Here is a 17,791-nt window from a genome sequence, read left to right on the forward strand (position 1 = left end):
CGACAGTTGCGGAAACTGGTCACGACGGTACTCGGCCTGGCTGCCGTCACAGGCACTGTGGTCGTTCTCGTTCCGCCCGTCCTTCTCGTCCGGCCAAGAACTACCAGCCGGGTTTTTCTCTATGCTCCTACAATCCTGCCCTATGCGCCAGTCGACGCTCGTCTCGACTGACTGCGACGTGTGCAGGGGGCGAGTGGATCAACAGCATCGAACCGGCACCCCGATCGATCGGAAGGACCGTCCGGATCCGAGTCGACGGGTCAAAGACCCATGACCGATCCGCAGTCAGCCACCGTGGCTGACGACCACGAACCGGGAACTGGCCCGGTTCACAGCCAGTCGACCGACCGCGTCCTCGACGCCCACGAGAGCGACCCGGCAGGACTGGCGAGCGACGAGGCGGCCCGCAGACGCGAGGAGTTCGGACCAAACGAGTTCACGCGCAGTGCGGGGCGGTCCACGCTCCGGATATTCCTCGCACAGTTCGACAGCGCGCTCATCTGGGTGCTACTCGGAGCGGCCATCCTCTCGGTGTGGGCCGACCACACCGTGGACGCCGTCCTCATCGTCGTCATCGTCGTCGCCAACGGCGTGTTCGGCTTCGTCCAGGACTACCGGGCCGAGCAGAGCCTCGAATCGCTCAGGGAACTCACCGCGCCGACCGCAACTGTTCGCCGGGACGGCGACGTGACGGAGATCGAGGCCACCGAGATCGTTCCCGGGGACGTCGTCGAGATCGAGGCCGGTGACGTCGTTCCCGCCGACGCCCGAGTACTCGAGACGACGAGTCTGGAGGTCGACGAGGCGTCGCTGACCGGTGAGAGTATGCCGGTCTCGAAGTCACCCGACTCGGTCGACGCGGCCACGCCGCTGGCCGAACGCGAGAATATGGTGTACAAGGGGACGAACCTCACGCGAGGCCGCGGTGTGGCGGTCGTGACAGCGACCGGTGACGACACGGAAATGGGGGCGATCGCCAGCGAACTCGCGGCGACCGAGGAGACCGACACGCCGCTGCAGGCGGAACTGGACACGGTCGGGCGGAACCTCGGGATCGGTGTGGTGGGGCTGGCTGCCCTCGTCGTTCCCCTCTTGCTCTTGCGGGACACGCCACTGATCCAGGCGGGGCTGACGGCCGTGTCACTGGCAGTCGCCGCAGTGCCCGAAGGCCTGCCCGCTGTGGTGACCCTGACGCTTGCGCTGGGCGTGCGACGAATGGCAGACGAGAACGCGCTCGTCCGCCGGCTCCCGGCGGTCGAAGCGCTCGGCTCTGTCGACACCATCTGCACGGACAAGACCGGCACACTCACCAGAGGACAGATGACGGTCGATCGCCTGTGGCTGCCCGACGACGTCGTCGCTATCGACGACCTGGGCGAGTCACCGCCCGCTCGGGTCGCGAACCTGCTGCGTGCGGGCGCACTCTGCAACGACGCGACGCTCGATTCCGGTGACCCGACCGAGCAGGCACTCGTCGCCGCGGCCGCCGAACACGGGATCGACGTCGACCAACTCCGCGCGGACTACCCGCGAACCGACGAGGTTCCGTTCTCCTCGGACCGCAAGTGGATGGGGACCGTCCACGACGGGGGGGCGTACGTCAAGGGTGCACCACAGGTCGTCCTCGAGAAATCCTCGCAGGTGCGCACCGAAGACGGCACAGTGGAACTGACCGACGAACTCGCAGACCGGATCAGCGCGCAGACGACGGCCTTCGCCGACGATGCGCTCCGCGTGCTCGCCATCGCGGAGGCCGAGGATGCCGAGGCGATGGCCGGCGAGGACCTGACGTTTCTGGGGCTGGTCGGGATGATCGACCCGCCCCGCGAGGAGGTCGCGGACGCCATCGCCGCAACCCGGCGAGCTGGCATCGACGTGAAGATGATCACTGGCGACAACGTCCGCACCGCGGCGGCGATCGCCGAATCGCTCGGGATGGGCAGCGAGGTGATGGAGGGGCGGGAGGTCGAGTCGATGAGCGACGACGAACTCGCCGACGTAGTCGAGACCGTCGACGTTTTCGCGCGGACCTCCCCGGAACACAAGGTACGGATCCTGCGGGCGCTTCAGGCCAGAGACCACATCGTCGCCATGACCGGCGACGGCGTCAACGACGCGCCTGCACTCAAGAACGCGGACGTGGGCGTCGCGATGGGGATCCGCGGGACCGACGTCGCGAAACAGGCCAGCGACGTCGTCCTGCTCGACGACAACTACGCCACCATCGGGCGGGCGGTCGAACGCGGGCGGGCGATCTTCGATAACATCTGGAAGTTCGTCGCCTACCTGCTTTCGGCCAACGTCGCCGAGGTGGCAATCGTCTTTCTGGCCTCCCTCTTTGGCTACCTGGTCCTGCCGGCCGTCCAGCTTCTGTGGATCAACCTGCTGACCGACGGCCTGCCGGCGCTTGCGCTGGGAACCGACCCCACGAGTGAGGACATCCTCGACAGGCCGCCACGCGATCCCGACCAGGGCATCATCGACAGGGAAATGCTCGGCGTGATGGGAGGCACCGGTGCCGTGACGACAACTGTGATGCTCGGCCTGATGTTTTTCACGCTCGCGGGCGCGTCGAGTGTCACGCCGTACGTGACGACGATGGTGTTCACCGGGTTCGTCCTGCTCGAATTCGTGAAACTCTACGTCATCCGCTGGCTGCGGGAGACGCCCACGCTCTCGAACCGCTGGCTCGGGCTGGCGGTCGGGACGTCACTCGCCCTGCAACTGGCGGTCATCTACACGCCGCTCAACCAGTACTTCGAGACGGTCCCGCTCTCGCTGGCGGACTGGGGCGTGCTCGCCGGTGTCGTTGCCGTCTGTCTGCCGCTCTACCTGGCAGTCGCGGCGTTCGTCAGGCGATTCGACCCCGCTCGAAGCGATGCGAACCGGAGGACCACGGCCGACTGATAAATGAGATACCCCGGAGTCAGCTGGGACGGACGACGGTGCGCAGGGCGACGACGAGGCCGGCAAGCCCGCGAAGACGGAGACGGGAATCGCGTAGTCGCCGCTCGATCCGGGTGAACAATGCTTTCTCGAGTGGCGACACGGCCGCGTCCCGATGGATACTGTAGAAGGATCACTACCGCAGTAAGGGTGCCTGAGGCACCTGAAGGTTCGTCGTAGAGCCGGTGGAGGGATTTGAACCCTCGGCCTATTCCTTACGAAGGAATCGCTCTGCCAATCTGAGCTACACCGGCACTGACGCACTCGTCCGTACTGCGATGAGTAAGAAAAGGCTTCCGAATCACCGCGCCGTGAGCCGAACGTCGAGACAGACGTTGTACTCGTGGGGGGCATACGAACGGACGATTCGCTCGGTTTCGACCGACACCGCGTAGTCGATTTCGCTCTCTGCGACGGCTTCCCGGATGGCTCTCTCCCCGGGGCCGAACGGATCGTCCTCGTGCTGGATATCGTAGTAGTGGACGAGACAGTCGTCGCTCGCGAGCGCGACAGCGGTGTCCAGGAACTCATCGGCACTGTGCGGGAGATTCATCACCAGGCGATCGGCCCACCCCTCGTACTCGCCGACGAGGTCCCGGACGTCGCCGTCGATTGCGGTCACCCGCTCGTCGACAGCGTTGCGCCGCGCGTTCTCCCGGAGGTAGTCGACGGCGATCGGGTTGAGGTCGCAGGCGACGACAGTCGCCCCGCGAGCGGCCATCGGGATGGCGAAGGGACCGACGCCGGCGAACATATCCACGACGCGTTCGTCGGCGTCGACCTGCGAGATCACACGATGCCGCTCGGTCGCGAGGCGCGGCGAGAAGTACACCTCTGCGATGTCGAGGTGGAACTCGTGGCCGTACTCCCGGTGGACGGTCTCGGTCGACTCGCCGACCAGGACGTCCCACTCGCGCACTCGGAGATCGCCTTTCACCTTCGACGCGCGGTTGACGACGGTGCGAACGCTGAGATCGGATTCGACGACGGCTTCTGCGATCTCCCGGGCACGGGCGTCGTCGTCCTCGTCGAGAATCACGACTTCGCCCAGTCGCTCGTAGGACGGCTCGAATCCGAGAACGTCCGCGGGCGTGGTCTGCGTCTCCCGTGTCGGAACCGCGCGTTCGACGACCTCGTACTCCTCGGGGACCGCCGCCGCGTCGGTGACCGGAATATAGAGCTTCCCCGACTCGACGTCGATCTCGTGATTCCCGTCGAGCAGGTCCCGTTCCGCGAGCGCCTGTCGCGTCTCCTCACCCCGGCTCGTCGGGACGCGGACGCAGGGGACGGTCATAATCCGACCGTCGCGGGCGACGGGAGTAAGCGTGACGTTTCGCGCCGCGGACGGTGCGTCAGTCGGTCCCCGCACCACCCCGGACTGGAACGACCAGCACGGGCCGCTCGGCCAGGCGGACGACCTTCTCGGCGACGCTGCCGAGCACGAACCGCTCGACGCCGGTCCGCCCGTGCGTCCCGAGCACGATCAGGTCCGCGTCGACCGCGTCGCAGTGATCCAGGATCGTCCGATGGGGGACGCCGTGCTCGATCCCCCCGCGGATGTCGGTGTCCTCTCCACCGTGTGCCTTCATCCGCTCGATCGCGTCCCGTGAGGCCGTTTCGTACGCGTCCTCTGTCTCCCGCGACCCGATCCTGAGTTCGGGAACGACCGAGAGCGCGTGGACGGTGGCACCGAACCGCCCGGCCAGCGCGATCCCCAGCCGTTCGGCGGGCTGTGCGGCGTCGCTGCCGTCGGTCGGGACGAGGATGTTTCGATACGGGCGCGTTCCCACTGCATCGTCGCCGACGGTGAGCACCGGAACCGGCGAGAGCCGGACCACCTTCTCGGCGACGCTGCCGAGCAGATGGCGATCGAGCCCCGTCCGGCCGTGTGTGCCCATCGCGATCAGATCTGCGTCGTGGTCCGCGACGGCGTTCAGGATCTCTTTGTGCGGAAATCCCCCTTCGACGGCTGTGGTGACTGGGATCTCCGCCGTCTGAACCTTCGCCGCAGCGTCCGCGACGACGTCTTCGAGTTCCGCTTCGATCGACCGCCGCTGGTCGACGCTTTTGAGCCGATAGGCGTCGACCACCGAAAGCAGGTGAATCCCGGCGTCGACGATCTCCGCGAGCGTGATCGCGTGATCGAGTGCGGACGCCGCGGCCTCGTGTCCGTCAAGCGGTACCAGGATCCGGTCGATGTCGACGGCGACTCGATCGTCCATATCAGATGGTTCGTCGGACGGAGAGAAAAATTCGATCCCTCGCGGCGCCCGGTGTGTGGGCGATCCCGTCTCCCCGGCTCGCTTCAGTCCCGCATCAGCCCCGCTCGGTGGTGGAGGATTCCGCCACTGCCGCCGTCGACTTCGGCGTCGTTCAGAGGAGCGATCGCGAGGAGTTGAGGACGACCAGGAGGCTGCTGGTCGCCATCGCGACCGCCGCCAGCAGGGGGTTGAGCGCTCCCGCGACGGCCAGCGGGAGCGCGATAGCGTTGTAGACGAACGCCCACCCGAGGTTCTGTTTGATGCGACCGTTCGTCGCCGCGGTCAGGTCGAAGACTCTCGGCACGGCCGAGAGGTCCTCGGTCGTGACGACCGCGTCGGCCGCGCCTGCCGCAAGCGCCGTGTGGTCCAGCGCGATCCCGATATCGGCGGCAGCCAGCGCGGGGGCGTCGTTGACGCCGTCGCCGACCATCGCGACGGTACCTTCCCCGGCGAACTGCTCGACGACGGCGGTTTTCCCCTCCGGCGGCACGCCCGCGAACACCTCCTCGACCCCGTCGTGGTCGCGGAAGCGCTCTGCGGCCGCCCAGTCGTCGCCGGTCAGCACGACGACCCGCCGCTCCTCGGAGAGGTCGTCGACGACGCGCTCCCACTCCGGGCGTGGGCGGTCTCCCGCCACGAGCACGCCCTCGACACCGCCGTCCCAGCCGACCAGGACGGGGACGTTGCCGGCGGCGCTGGCCTCGCGGGCGCGCTGTGCGTACGCCTCGGGGACCGTCCAGTCCCGCGACTCGAAGAGTTCGAGGTTTCCGACGGCGATCTCGACCCCGGCGCCCCGCTGTGTCGCCCCATCGCCGCGGGTGACTAGCCGTCCCGCGACGCCCCTCCCGGGCACCCGATCGAAGTCCGTCACCGATGGGAGCGCGGCGTCGACGTCGTCGACGATCGCCGCGGCGACAGGGTGGTCGGCGTATCGCTCGACCGCCGCCGCGCGCGCTGACGCGCGGTCGTCCCCGACGCGATCGAGAATCCGCATCTCGCCCGTCGTGAGCGTCCCAGTCTTGTCGAAAATGACCGTGTCGGCGTCGGGCGCCGACTCGAACGCCGACGCGTCCGTGATCACGACCCCGGCGTCGAGCGCCCCCCGGATCCCTCGGGCAACGGCCAGCGGCGTCGCGAGTCCGAGCGCGCACGGACACGAGACTACGAGCACCGAGAGCCCCACCAAAAGCGCCGTCCCGGGTCGGGCGCCGGCGAAGAGCTGCCACCCCGTCGCGATCGCCGCGAGGACGAACACCAGCGGGACGAACACGACGGCGATGCGGTCCGCGAGCCGCTGGGCGCCGGGGCGCGTGCTCTGGACGTCCCAGAGCGTCCGGACCACGCGGTCGAACGTGCTCTCGACGTCCTCGCGGATCCCGACCACGAGGCGGCCGTCGGTGACGACCGCACCGCCGACGGCCTCGTCGCCCGGTTCCTTGGTGACAGGCGTCGACTCCCCGGTCACGAGCGACTCGTCGACCGTGGCCCGCCCCTCGACGACCGGTCCGTCGACGGGGAGCCGGTCGCCGGTCGTCGCCACCACCTCGTCGCCGGGCGACAGCGACTCGACGTCGACGACCTCAGTCCCCGAGTCGGTCCGTCGGCGGGCCTCGCTGACGCGCTCTGCAGTCAGGTCGGCGAGCCGACCGGCCGCCTTCCGCTTCACGCGGCTCTCGTAGTAGTTGCCGACGGCGACCGCGAGCACCACGACCACGGCCACATCGAAGTACACCTCGGTGCCGCCGAGGAGGGTGACGACCGTGCTGTACGCGTACGCGGCAGCGGCCGCCAGTGCCACGAGGAGATCCATATTCGGGTGGCCGGCGCGCAGGCTCACGTAGGCCCCACGGAAGAGGGGATAGCCGGTGTAACCGAGCACCACGGTCGCCATCAGCCAGACGTTCGCGACGAGGTAGGCCCCGGCCTCTCCCGAGAGATCGAACAGGAGCAGTTCCGGCGAGATGCCGAGGTAATGCGGGTACAAAAAGAGGATGTACCACAGCATCGTCATCATCCCGAAGAATGCCCCGACCAGCAGGCGCCCCGTCGAGACCGATTCGTCCGTCTCCGCGTCGACGTCGCGGGCGTCGGCACGGTACCCCAACCCGCTTATCTCCTGTGCGATCGTCTCGCGGTCGATCTCGTCGGAGTCGTACGTCACCTTGACAGTCTCTGTGGGGTAGCTCGCGGCCGCCGAGCGGACGCCCGTTCGCTCCGTGGCGCGCGACTCGATGAACGCCTCGCAGGTCGCACAGTGCATCCCCGACACCGAGAGAAAGGCCGTCTCGCCCTCGGCGTCGTCGGGGCCGCGGTCGACCGAGGCGGCGGCAGTTTCGTCGTCGACGGCTGTCGGATCGTCCACCGTGCGCGCGACCTCCAGACACCCCCGACAGCAGTACTCGCCGGGGACCTCAGGGTCGGTGAGGGGCGGATCCGGCGTCGGCAGGTCACAGAGCGTACAACTCATAGGTCGGGTTTCAGATCAGGGCGGGCATCGGCGGCATCGGCAGCGGGATATGCGGCACGTCCCAGCCAAGCGCGGTCAGCCCCTTCGCGAGGGGAACGGTGCCGGCGACGACGAACGCGACGCCGATGCCGCGGTGGAGCCGCCGCCGAAACGACGCGCTGACCGAGTCGAGCGCGGTCCCGTAGATGAACAGTGCCGGGAACGTTCCGAGTCCGAGCGCTCCGAGCGCCACGCCGCCGGCGACGGCCGATCCGGTGGAAAGCGCGTACAGGAACGCCGGGTACAGTATCGGACAGGGCAAGAGACCGTGCAGTGCGCCGAGACCGACGATCTTTGGCCCGGTCGCCCACGCGTCGACGCGCGCCGTGAGTCGCCCGGTGACCGAGGCGAACAGGCCGCCGACAACCGGGGCCGACGCGCCCGCCAGATCGACGCCGCCGCCCGTCACGTAACTGACGCCGACGGCGATCACCACGGCACCGACGACGAGGCCGGCCACGCCCCGGACGAGTCCGCCGACAGAAAGCAGTGTCCCGGCGTCGACGACGACGCCGCCGAGCGCTCCGAGTACGGCCCCGATGGTTGCGTAGCTGACGGTGCGGCCGGCGTTGAAAAGCGCGTGCTGCCGGATCGCCCGGGTGGTCGGTCCGCGACCGTCGCTCTCGAATCGCTCGCCGTACATCGTCACCAGCGGACCGCACATCCCGAGGCAGTGAGCGCCGCCGAAGAGGCCGACGACGAAAAGTGCTGCCACGCCGAGGTCGGGAACGCCGGCCGTCGCGGCACCGCCTGTCGGTAGTGTCATTGTCCCCGCTTACTGCCCGACCGGCACGAGTTGGTCTCCCCCACCCGAGAAAATGTAGTACAGACAGCCGAAGATGATAACCACGTTCAGCAGCGCTACGGCAGCGATTCCCTCCAGAGCGAGCGCGTATACTGCCACTGGAACGAGTCCACCCAACAGAAGCACGCTCACGAGGTTCGGCCCCACGTTCATACACGCACGTGAGAAGACCACGGGCTTAGTAGTTGACGCTGTTTTCACCGACTGAGAATATAGTGACCCTTTTTATCCTGTACGAGAGCAACATTGAGCGTGGACGGAAGCGTAGTATGGAAATCGGTCGCAGCGACCCTCACGAACCGGCAGAGTCGGTCACTCGTCGTGACCGCACGGACGACTTCGGTCGCCGACGCGTCCGACCGATGTTTTGTATGCGACTGTATGACACACTTCGATAGTCGCCATCGATAAGACAACGAGATAGCACTATGACAAGCAAGGAAACGAACGTCTCTCGCCGTGGACTACTGCGTGCGGCCGCCGGCTCCGCGACCGCCGTCGCCGCGGGGACGGCGGCGACGGGGATGGCAACGGCCCAAGAGTACGGCGGATGGTTCACGAGCGACGCCAGCGGTGGAGCAGTTGACAACTACGACGGGACGACCGTCGACCGGACGGGGCAAGACGAGGTCACGGTCGAAGTCGGTTCCCAGGGCAACGGTGGCTCGTTCGCATTCGGGCCGGCTGCCGTGGAAATCTCACCCGGGACGGAGGTGACCTTCGATTGGGTCTCGGATACCCACAATGTCCTCGTCGAATCGCAACCCGACGACGCGGGGTGGGAAGGATACGAAGCTATCGAGAACGAGGGCTTCTCCTACAGCCATACATTCGAAACCCAGGGTATCTACAAGTACTACTGCGAGCCGCACCTCTCGCTCGGGATGAAAGGCGCCATCGTCGTCAGCGACGCGTCGAGCGGCGGTGGCGGCAGTGGCGACGGGGGCGGCGGTGGCGGCGAGCCGGTCCCGGTCGACGACTACGGCGGATGGTTCACGAGCGACGCCAGCGGTGGAGCAGTTGACAACTACGACGGGACGACCGTCGACCGGACGGGGCAAGACGAGGTCACGGTCGAAGTGGGCTCGCAGGGGAACGGCGGCTCGTTCGCCTTCGGGCCGGCCGCCGTCCGCGTGTCGCCCGGGACGGAGGTGACCTTCGATTGGGTCTCGGACACCCACAACGTCCTCGTCGAATCGCAACCCGACGACGCGGGGTGGGAAGGATACGAAGCTGTCGAGAACGAGGGCTTCTCCTACAGCCACACCTTCGAGACCAAAGGCATCTATAAGTACTACTGCGAGCCGCACCTCTCGCTCGGGATGAAAGGTGCCGTCGTCGTGGGTCCGGCACCGGGCAGCGGCGGTGGCGGCGGTGGCGGCCCGACCGGGCGGGTCGGCGGCGGGATCTCTTTGTGGGAAGTTCTCTTCTCCGGGACGATCCTCCTCGGGATGCTCGCGCCGATCATTGCGAGTTTCTACCGGGGCAAAGACGTCGGGGAGGTCGAATACGAACCGTCCACCGACACAGACGAGGAGTCAACGGGAACGCCCGAAGCGCCGCCTGAGGAGCCGGTCCAGGAACTCGACCACGACGAGTACGACCCCGTCGGGACGGCGTCGCTCATCGTCGTGTACTTCCTCATCCTACTGGGGCTGTGGGTGTTCATGTACTTCGTGGAGTTCCTCGGCAACGCGCCGACAATAACGGGGTAAAACAACGATGGAAATACATAGATTTGAGAAACTTTGGCTCGGTGCATCGCTTCTGCTCATCGTCGCCCTGATCGCGACGATCGTCTACGGGGCAGTCGGCCCCGGCGTCGCGATGGTGGACGATTCGGGCGGCACTGTCGATCCGTCGGACCTGACCGCGTCCGACAACTTCCGCGAACCGGGGGTCTACGAGGCTGACGACGGCGGGTACGACGTCTACGTCCGCGCGTATCAGTTCGCGTTCGAGCCCGGATCTAACTCCCCCATTCGCGTCCCGGCCGACACCGAGGTGACCTTCTACGTCACCAGTGGGGACGTGACCCACGGCTTCAATCTGGCGGGAACGAACGTGAACACGATGGTCATCCCGGGACAGGTCGCGGAGATCACCGTCACCTTCGACGAGCCCGGAACGCACTATATCGTCTGTAACGAGTACTGCGGGGCAGCTCACCACACGATGCGCGGAACCGTCGAGGTGGTCCCCCGCGATCAGTTCGACCAGCAGTCCTCCGAGGTGAATAACTGATGACGTTCGTCGACGAGTATCCGAAGGTCGCAAAGCTCACCAGATGGCACTTCGGGGTCGCGTTCGTTGCCCTCGCGCTCGGTGGATTCTTCGGGCTGTTGCAGGCGCTGTACCGGACGAACACCCTGCGCTCGGTGCTCCCGATCAACTCCTCGCAGTACTACACGGTCCTGACCGGACACGGCGTGCTCCTGGCGCTCGTGTTCACGACCTTCTTCATCTGCGGGTTTTTCCTGTGGGCCGTCTCCCGGAGCCTCGAGCGGCCGATGTCGAACCCCAAACTCGCGTGGCTCGGGTTCGGATCGATGTTCGTCGGGACTGCACTTGCGTCGATCTCGATCCTGAACGGGTTCGCGCCGGGACTCCCGTTCGATTCCGCAGACGTGCTCTACACGTTCTACGCTCCGCTGAAGGCGCACCCGGCCTTCTACGTCGGCGCCGCACTGCTCATCGTCGGCTCGTGGATCGTCGGTGCCGAGTACTTCCTGATGTACCGCGACTGGCGGCGGGAGAACCCCGACTCGCGGATCCCGCTGCAGACGTTTATGGTGTTGGCGACGTTTATTATGTGGTACCTCTCGACGCTCGGGGTCGCCGTCGAGGTCCTCGTCTTCCTCATCCCGTGGTCGCTGGGGTGGATCAGCCAGGTCGACCCGCTTTTGACGCGGACGCTGTTCTGGTACTTCGGCCACCCCGTCGTGTACTTTTGGCTTCTCCCCGGGTACGTCGCCTGGTACACGATCCTACCGAAGCTCGCCGGCGGCAGACTGTTCAGCGATCCCCTCGCGCGGGTCGTGTTCATCCTGTTCGTCCTGCTGTCGACGCCGGTCGGGTTCCACCACCAGTACGTCGATCCCGGCATCGCCGAGGGCTTCAAGTTCATCGCGATGACGAACACGATGATGCTGTTGCTCCCCTCGCTTCTGACGGCGTTCACCGTCGTGGCGTCTATGGAGCACGGCGCCCGCCAGCGCGGCGGCAAAGGGTACCTCAACTGGCTCCGGGCGCTCCCCTGGGACAATCCGGCGTTTGCGGGGATGGCGCTTGCCGGATTGATGTTCGCCGCCGGCGGCTTCTCGGGGATGATAAACGCCGGGATGAACATCAACTACCTCATCCACAACAGCCTCTGGGTCCCCGGGCACTTCCACCTCACCGTCGGGACCGCGTTCGCGCTGACCGCGATGGCCGGGAGCTACTGGCTCTTCCCCCAGCTCACGGGCAAGCGACTCCAGCACCGCCGGATCGCGATAGCCCAGCCCTACGTGTGGTTCCTGGGGATGACACTGATGTCGAACGCGATGCACCGCGGCGGGCTCGCAGGGCTGCCGCGCCGGACCGCCGAGCCGCTGTTCGGCGACGCGGGCGCGGGCGCCTTCGATCCGGTTCTGGGGAGTATCAGCGAGATGCAGACGCAGATCGCCATCGGCGGCACGCTCCTGTTCGTCGCGCTGGTGATGTTCCTGATCGTGATCCTCGGGACGTGGCTCTCACAGCGCGGCGCCGGTCAGCTCCGGGTCAACGGCACGCTCCCGGCGCCCCTCTCGGGTGCGACGGACGGCCCCCGCGTCCTCGACAACCTCCGGCTGTGGGCCGCCATCGCGGTCGTGCTCGTCGTGATCGCGTACGGGCTCCCGCTCTGGGGGATAGTCGAAAACGGGATCCTCACTCCGGGGAGCGTTCCCTTCCCGACGTGATGCGTCCCGCGAATCATCTTTCGGAGCCAGCACCCCAGATCCGGACAGATGAGCGACGCTGACGACGAGGAGGTGAGCCGGCGGTGGCTGATCCGCATCCTCATCGGCCTCGGGATCGGGATCCCCGTCGCGATCGAGGCGACGACGTTTCTCGGTCTGATTCGGGAGCGGCTGTTCGGCGGCGGCGAGAACGAAGACGACGGGACCACCACCGAGACGGCAACCCCCCAGCCGAGCGTCGGGGTCGGCGACGAGCTACTCCCGGAGACCCCGCAGTCGGAGACACTGACCGACGCGGTCGTCAATATCCGCGACGACTCCTGGCGGTTCGAGATCGTCGTCGACGTCGAGAACACGGGCGAGGCGGAATACGAACTCCGCCTGAGTACGGTGACGACCGGCGGCGGGACGACCGTCGAGGACCGCGCGTCGACCGGGCAGATCCCGGCCGGCGAATCGCAACGGCTCACGAACGCGTGGGAGCTTCCGACAGGGGAGTCGCCCGAGACGCTCGACGTCACGGCTGTCACGTTCAGCGAGTCCGGTGCCAGCGTCACAGAGCGGACGGTCAGGCTTCGGAGCGTGTCAGTCGAGAGTTGAGCGTCCCGCCGTGGACGCGTACGATCTGTCCATCGGACTTCGTACTCACCGTCGCAGCACTCTGGACCACGCTCCGGTCGTAGCGAGTGCCTCGGCCCGTGCTCACTCGCCCAACGACTCGGCTAACTGCCGCATCGCGTCTGCTCTCTCCGTCACGTAGACCGGACACGGCTCCGCGCTGTTGGCTTCCTGTATGACTACCTGCCGGAGGTCGTGCGTACACGAGGCAGTGAACGAGTTCCGGTGCGGGCAGGTGGCACAACACTCGGGAAACGTGAGGTCGGTGGCCACCATCGGTTGAGGGATGGTATCACACCGCGGGACCTAAGGCTTACGGGACCATCGGATCCGGCCTTATCGGACGACCGGCTCCGATACGCCACCCGTACGGTACTGGGGAGGGCTGCGGTCGGGGAGAAGCACTGACTGTCGCGAACGTCTACCGCAGTCTGTACCCGTTCCGCTTCGGCATCCGCCGGCGGGTTGCGAGCGCATCTGTCGCCACCACTGCGCCGAAGCGAGACTGAAAGAGAGTGCCACGGGTTCACGCTCGGTTCGGCGGCGACGGTCCCCAGAGACACACGCCGACCGCTGTGAGTTCAGTGTCGCAAAGGATGAAGACACGTATGCGGCATCGAACGGGTCCACAGCGGCGGATTTGTGGGTCGTGACTGGCTGAATTCGTCTGCAGCGACGGCCCCGGTGAGAAAATATCTGCGATCCGATTCCAGCAATCGGGCATTGCGTGGAAAAGCCACCAAGGCCCCGTTGGTGGGCCTTTGCGGCCGAATTGCTTACTTGTTGTACGAGTCCGGAATCAGGACGCGACCGTGGCGGCCGAGGTGTTTGCCGAGGAACGACTCGACGCTCGAAAGCGTCGAGGAGATCGGCATCGCGGGGAGGTAGACGTCGAATTCCGGTGATTTGGTGCTGCTGCGATCGTTGGTCGTTTTCGTTGCCATCGTATATATCAGTATGCACGGGACCCCTATGAGGCTTGGTTAGTACTCCTCCGGGTATTTTTATTTCCTATTCGTCTATAACGATTTTATTCGTATTTCATTCGATACTGGCACCGGATCACGGATCAAACGTCTGACTTCATTCCGAAAGGATCTCGACGAGATTCCCCTCCGGGTCCCGGAGGAAACAGATGGTGGTACCGCTTTCGGTCGTCTGCGGCGGGCTCAGCGTCTCGACGTCCGACGGGAGTCCGTCGTACCACGATTCGATGTCCTCGACCGCGAGCGCGACGTGCGTCGCTCCGGCTTCATCGAGCGTCGAATGGGCGTCTGTTGCGTCCGTCGAATCGTAGGCGACCAGTTCCAGACGGACGCCGCCGGCATCCAGATGGGCGAAGTCGGCGCGGGCGCCGTCGATGTCGACGCCGGTCGCGAACGCCTCACCGCCGACTGAAAACCGCGAACGTACGTCGAGTCCCAGGACGTCGCGGTAGAACGCGACGGCGCGATCGAGATCCGAAACGGTCACTCCGACGTGGTGAGCGCTGAGTTCGGTCATTTCCACTGTCGGTTCGGACAGCGGCCGAAAAGAGCCACCGAAAACTGTCGCCCGCGTCCGAGTTTTTTTTGACTGCGCGCCCGAGAGTCTGTCGACCGCGACCAAGTCTCCTGTCGACTGCGCCCGCGTCTCCTGTCGACTGCGCCCGCGTCTCCTGTCGACCCGCCGGCAACAGGGTTCAGTCGACCTACGCAGAATCGATAGTCACAGTCCGGCTGCTGTCGCCGTTTTCGGGGACGCCGAGGTCGCTTTGTTCCGGCAAGTCGACGTCGACACCCGCTTGGCGGCTGGCGGCCACAATGGTGTTGTACAGGAGCATCGCGGTGGTGAGCGGTCCGACTCCGCCCGGGACCGGCGTGATCGCGGCCGCCTTCTCGACGGCGCTGTCGTAGTCGACGTCGCCGACGACCTGCGATCCGCTCTCGTCGGTGGCCTCGAAACGGTTGAGTCCGACGTCGATCACCACGGCGCCGTCCGACAGCATCTCACCGTCGATCAGTCCTGGCTCTCCCGCGGCGACGACGACGATGTCGGCGTCCTGTGTTTTCGCAGCGAGGTCGTCGGTCCGCGAGTGACAGACGGTCACCGTCGCGTCACCGCCCGGCCCCCGGCCGAAGAACAGATTCGCCGTGGGCCTGCCGACCGCGGTCGAGCGCCCGACCACCACCACGTTGGTTCCCTCAGTCGCGATGTCGTACGCACCCAGGAGCATCTGGATCCCGTGCGGTGTACAGGGTTTATATCGCGGATCGCCGGTGAGAAGCCGGCCGAGGTTCTCGGGGTGAAGCCCGTCGACGTCCTTCGCCGGTTCGATCCGCCGGCGGACCTCGCGCACGTCGACGTGATCGGGAAGCGGCGTCTGCACTGTGATGCCGTTGACCGACGAGTCCTCGTTCAGTATCTCGATCCGCTCGTAAAGAGCCTCTGCGGGCGCATTCGGATCGATTTCGTAGCATTTACAGTCGATTCCGACGTCCGCACACGCCTGTCGTTTCATCGAGACGTACGTCCGGCCCGCGCCGCCGTTGCTCATCAGCACGGCGGCCAGTCTCGGTTCGGCGCCAGCCTCGGTCAGTGTGTCGACGCACTCGTTGACCGCCGATCGAATCCGCGCGCCGACTTCGTTGCCGTCTATAATCGTTGTCATCGTTCGAGGCGGGTCACGACGCGGCAGTCAGGGTGGCACGCGCCAGTGTCCGAGTTTGAAAGAGGTTCGCTGCGGACGGCATTATGTTGCGACGGTGAATAGTCAGGGTATTGATATCGTGGGGGATGTCCAACGCCTTGCTCTCCCGACCGTAGAACTCACTGTTTCCGATCCGGTGGATCGATATCGTGATGCGTCTGCACGTTCGGGAGTCGACGGAGGATCAGCCGGACGATCGAGGTGTGTTCGCCCTTCCGGTCCTCGCGGGAGAGGGCAAGCACCAGGCCGCCCATCGCGAGCAACGCCAACACGGCAAAGGGAGCCCCCGTCAGCACCGCGAGCGCCTGGAGCGTCTCCCCGCCGCCGAGGAGGATCACTGCCAGGGCGACAGCGGCCTGGAAACCCCCCCACAGGATGATACTGCCTCGGGAGGGAGCGACGCCTCGTTGGGAGGCCAGGATCGCGACAATCAGCGTCGCGGTGTCCGCCGACGTCACGATAAACACGACGATGAGTGCGAGAAACAGGAACATCAGGAGCTCTCCCAGCGGCAGCGCCGACAGGATCGGAAACCCGGCGACGGCCTCCGATCCTCCGCGTTCGGCGATGGCCGCCAGGACGTCAGCGCGGCCCGACGACTGGATCGACAGCGACGTCCCGCCGAACACGAGGAACCACACGCCTGTCGCGGCCGACGTGGCACCCACGCTCGTGAAGACGACGGTCCTGATCCGTCTGCCGCGGGAAAGCGCCGCGAGAAAGGTGCCTGCAAACGGCGCCCACGAGAACCACCACGCCCAGTTCCAGACGGTCCAGTTTGTCACCCACGACCCCCCCGAATAGAGACTAATCGGGAGGAAATGGACGAGATACGCGCCGGCGGCGTCGGTACCGCGGTCGACGACGAACGGTCGCGGGCCGACGACGAGCAGGATCAGCGCGAACAGGCCGAAAAGCACCACCGTCAACCCGGCGATTCGGCGAATTCCACGGTGAAGCCCCGAGACCGACGAGAGGACGTAGACCGCTGCGAGCCCGGACACGAAGAGAATCGGCCCGATGCCGCCCGGCGGGACGCCCCACTGGAACTCCACGCCCGCGAGGAACTGTTGGCTGACGAGCGCGATCGACGTCGCCACGCCGCCGATGGTCGCGAAGACGGCGAGGGTGTCGACGAGCCGACTCCACGCCGAATCCAGCCCGTCGACGCCGACGAACGGCGTTAGAATCGACGACACACGAAGCGGGGCGCCGCGCTCGAACACGTAGTACGCGATCGGGATCCCGATCACCGCGTACGCGCTCCACGCCGAGACGCCCCAGTGGAACAGCGCGTAAACGAGCGCCGCGCCGATGGCGGCGTCCGACTGGGGCGCAACGTCAAAGTACGGCGGTGGCTGCTGGTAGTGAAACAGCGCCTCGGCGGGTCCCCAGAATACGATCCCCGCGGCGATCCCGGCGGTAAAGATGAGCGCGAAGTACGTTGGGTAGGTGTAGGTCGGGTCGACGTCGTCCCCGCCGAGTTTGATATCGCCCCACGGCCCGAACAGCAGCGCAGCACAGAACCCCACTGCCAGAAGCACGATGACGAGCAGCGGGAGACCGAATCCCTCCAGGATACCCGAGGAGAGCGTCTCGACAGTTGCGGTCGTCGCCGGCGGGGCGAGGACCTGCAGCCCGAAGTACGCCGAGAACACGAGCAGAGGCAACCCCAGGACGACCGGATCGTGGGCGAAGACGACGTCCGAAAGGAGGGCACGGATGTTACCGCGGCGAATCCGGAGGAGCGACGAGGTCCGGGAGTTCGACTTGATCCCTTCGTACGGGAGCGCCGCGAGGTAGCCGAGCCCGGAGCCGAAAAACGTCAACGACAGCAGTAGCCAGGTCTGGCCTCCGAGCGCCCCGCCGACGAACGAGGGGAAGAAGAAGCCGACCAGAACGACCGCCCCGGATCCGATAAACAGCCACAGGAGCAGCCCCGCCAGGCTCTCGGCTGGATCGACGGCGTCCGTTCCACTCATACGTCAATAGTTAGCGTTAAACATCATTATACTGCCGGCTCTG

At 66.1% G+C, this 17,791-nt stretch carries 15 protein-coding genes and 1 tRNA gene; 5 read left to right on the top strand and 11 right to left on the bottom strand.

The features are described from left to right. The first annotated feature begins 270 nt into the window (after window positions 1–270). Window positions 271–2,907 (top strand): calcium-translocating P-type ATPase, PMCA-type, encoded by a 2,637-nt coding sequence (locus tag RJT48_RS13740; RefSeq protein WP_311172895.1) that lies wholly within the window; start codon window positions 271–273, stop codon window positions 2,905–2,907. Window positions 2,908–3,126: 219 nt separating this feature from the next. Here the strand turns inward: RJT48_RS13740 and RJT48_RS13745 are convergent. The 6 genes from RJT48_RS13745 to RJT48_RS13770 form a co-directional block, all read right to left on the bottom strand. Beyond that, window positions 3,127–3,200: transfer RNA gene (locus tag RJT48_RS13745), tRNA-Thr, on the bottom strand. Between the two features lie 47 nt (window positions 3,201–3,247). Next, window positions 3,248–4,240 (bottom strand): class I SAM-dependent methyltransferase, encoded by a 993-nt coding sequence (locus tag RJT48_RS13750; protein WP_311172898.1) that lies wholly within the window; start codon window positions 4,238–4,240, stop codon window positions 3,248–3,250. A 58-nt stretch (window positions 4,241–4,298) separates the two neighbouring features. Next, window positions 4,299–5,168, bottom strand: a complete 870-nt coding sequence (locus tag RJT48_RS13755) for a universal stress protein (RefSeq protein WP_311172899.1) — start codon at window positions 5,166–5,168, stop codon at window positions 4,299–4,301. A gap of 151 nt (window positions 5,169–5,319) precedes the next feature. Beyond that, window positions 5,320–7,674, bottom strand: coding sequence for a heavy metal translocating P-type ATPase (locus tag RJT48_RS13760; RefSeq protein WP_311172900.1), 2,355 nt, complete (start codon window positions 7,672–7,674; stop codon window positions 5,320–5,322). Between the two features lie 10 nt (window positions 7,675–7,684). After that, window positions 7,685–8,479, bottom strand: coding sequence for a sulfite exporter TauE/SafE family protein (locus RJT48_RS13765; RefSeq protein ID WP_311172901.1), 795 nt, complete (start codon window positions 8,477–8,479; stop codon window positions 7,685–7,687). A gap of 9 nt (window positions 8,480–8,488) precedes the next feature. After that, window positions 8,489–8,671, bottom strand: coding sequence for a DUF8131 family protein (locus tag RJT48_RS13770; RefSeq protein ID WP_311172902.1), 183 nt, complete (start codon window positions 8,669–8,671; stop codon window positions 8,489–8,491). A 275-nt stretch (window positions 8,672–8,946) separates the two neighbouring features. Here RJT48_RS13770 and RJT48_RS13775 point away from each other — a divergent pair, with 275 nt between their 5' ends. The 4 genes from RJT48_RS13775 to RJT48_RS13790 are packed head-to-tail and all read left to right on the top strand — an operon-like array spanning window position 8,947 to window position 13,059. After that, entirely contained in the window at window positions 8,947–10,233 is a 1,287-nt protein-coding gene (locus RJT48_RS13775) for a halocyanin domain-containing protein (RefSeq protein WP_311172903.1), read from the top strand. A 7-nt stretch (window positions 10,234–10,240) separates the two neighbouring features. Continuing rightward, on the top strand, window positions 10,241–10,762 hold the full coding sequence (locus tag RJT48_RS13780) for a cytochrome c oxidase subunit II (RefSeq protein WP_311172904.1): 522 nt from the start codon (window positions 10,241–10,243) through the stop codon (window positions 10,760–10,762). Next, on the top strand, window positions 10,762–12,459 hold the full coding sequence (locus RJT48_RS13785; RefSeq protein ID WP_311172905.1) for a b(o/a)3-type cytochrome-c oxidase subunit 1: 1,698 nt from the start codon (window positions 10,762–10,764) through the stop codon (window positions 12,457–12,459). The genes RJT48_RS13780 and RJT48_RS13785 overlap by 1 nt, the downstream gene beginning before the upstream one ends. A 48-nt stretch (window positions 12,460–12,507) precedes the next feature. Beyond that, a complete protein-coding gene (locus RJT48_RS13790) occupies window positions 12,508–13,059 on the top strand; it encodes a hypothetical protein (RefSeq protein ID WP_311172906.1) in 552 nt (183 codons plus the stop codon). Between the two features lie 102 nt (window positions 13,060–13,161). Here RJT48_RS13790 and RJT48_RS13795 read toward each other — a convergent pair whose 3' ends face one another. The 5 genes from RJT48_RS13795 to RJT48_RS13815 all read right to left on the bottom strand — a co-directional run bounded on the left by RJT48_RS13795 (window position 13,162) and on the right by RJT48_RS13815 (window position 17,748). Then, complete coding sequence (locus RJT48_RS13795; protein ID WP_311172907.1) at window positions 13,162–13,353, bottom strand: hypothetical protein; 192 nt, start codon at window positions 13,351–13,353, stop codon at window positions 13,162–13,164. A 500-nt stretch (window positions 13,354–13,853) separates the two neighbouring features. Continuing rightward, window positions 13,854–14,021, bottom strand: coding sequence for a hypothetical protein (locus tag RJT48_RS13800; RefSeq protein WP_311172908.1), 168 nt, complete (start codon window positions 14,019–14,021; stop codon window positions 13,854–13,856). Window positions 14,022–14,160: 139 nt separating this feature from the next. Beyond that, window positions 14,161–14,580 (bottom strand): VOC family protein, encoded by a 420-nt coding sequence (locus RJT48_RS13805; RefSeq protein ID WP_311172909.1) that lies wholly within the window; start codon window positions 14,578–14,580, stop codon window positions 14,161–14,163. A gap of 187 nt (window positions 14,581–14,767) precedes the next feature. Continuing rightward, entirely contained in the window at window positions 14,768–15,727 is a 960-nt protein-coding gene (locus tag RJT48_RS13810; RefSeq protein ID WP_311172910.1) for a tetrahydrofolate dehydrogenase/cyclohydrolase catalytic domain-containing protein, read from the bottom strand. Window positions 15,728–15,885: 158 nt separating this feature from the next. Next, on the bottom strand, window positions 15,886–17,748 hold the full coding sequence (locus tag RJT48_RS13815) for a BCCT family transporter (RefSeq protein ID WP_311172911.1): 1,863 nt from the start codon (window positions 17,746–17,748) through the stop codon (window positions 15,886–15,888). Window positions 17,749–17,791 lie beyond the last annotated feature (43 nt).

The sequence above is a fragment of the Halobellus ordinarius genome (assembly GCF_031823395.1).
GTDB classification, from domain to species: domain Archaea; phylum Halobacteriota; class Halobacteria; order Halobacteriales; family Haloferacaceae; genus Haloquadratum; species Haloquadratum ordinarius.